Genomic DNA, 901 nt, shown 5'->3' with positions numbered 1-901 from the left:
ATAGCCATAACAACGGTAATTACATTCGAAGATGTCTGCAATCACGCGACGCGCGTCAGCATGCCTGTCAGCGACAAGCAGACGTGCACGGTGGTAGAAGTAGGAGCTGCGGGCAAGCATCAGGGCGGATAACAGCTCCGGCAACGGATAGGTCTGTTTCAGGGCATCAACCAGCATCGTTTTTTCCCGGTTGCTCAGGAGATGCGGGTCGATGCCCATCCCTTTTTTTACCAGTTCGTTCGCCTTCTTGAGGATATCGCGCTCGAGCTCCAGCTTGCAGATGTCACGTCGAAGCGATTCGACCTGCTGCTCCAGCTCCGCACGCTCAAGGTTCGGTGCTGGCTTCTTCGGACGCTTCATGGATGCTGGAACCTCCCGACCAAGTAGCTGGTTCTTCCAGTTGTATAGCAGAGGCCTGCTCACGCCCGCTCTCTGAGCAATCATACTTGCGCTTTCATCTCTGGTGCACAGTTCAATGACCGCCGCCTGCCTGGCCTCGCACGATTTCGGTACGCTGCCAGCCCCTCTGCCGAAAATACGCTTTCCGATCTCCGGGCACAGTTCTTCGATCCATTTGGCAAATGTCCCACGACTCGGGTAGCCCAAAACCTTCAAGGTAGCAGCAGCACATCGGTCATGGCTCAGATAGTAATCGACGGCAGCCTGTTTCTCTTCGGCCGAATACCTCGGCGCGGCACGAACATAGCCGGTTCTCAAATCATGGCACTGTTCGTATTCGCGATGCCACGCCTTCAGAGAATTCTTTGTCGGGTAGCCCAGCCGTCGGATTGTCGCCTTGATACGCTTGCCCAACTTCAGATAAAGCTGAACTGCTCGAATGCGGTCTTCGTACGAGTACACAGACTACCTCCAGGTAGTCCAAGATTTTGTCCGCACCCCC

The 901-nt window shown here is 55.2% G+C and carries 1 protein-coding gene; it reads right to left on the bottom strand.

Annotated elements, in window-relative coordinates; translation table 11 throughout:
- A partial coding sequence (locus NCT04_RS34240; protein WP_250470273.1) for a transposase occupies positions 1-861 on the bottom strand: 861 nt, incomplete at its 3' end.
- Positions 862-901 lie beyond the last annotated feature (40 nt).

Origin of the sequence: Caballeronia sp. GAFFF2 (genome assembly GCF_023631485.1) — a bacterium.
Lineage (GTDB): Bacteria > Pseudomonadota > Gammaproteobacteria > Burkholderiales > Burkholderiaceae > Caballeronia.
The sequence above is the reverse complement of the archived record's forward strand: the minus strand, read 5'-3'. Positions and strand labels throughout refer to the sequence as shown.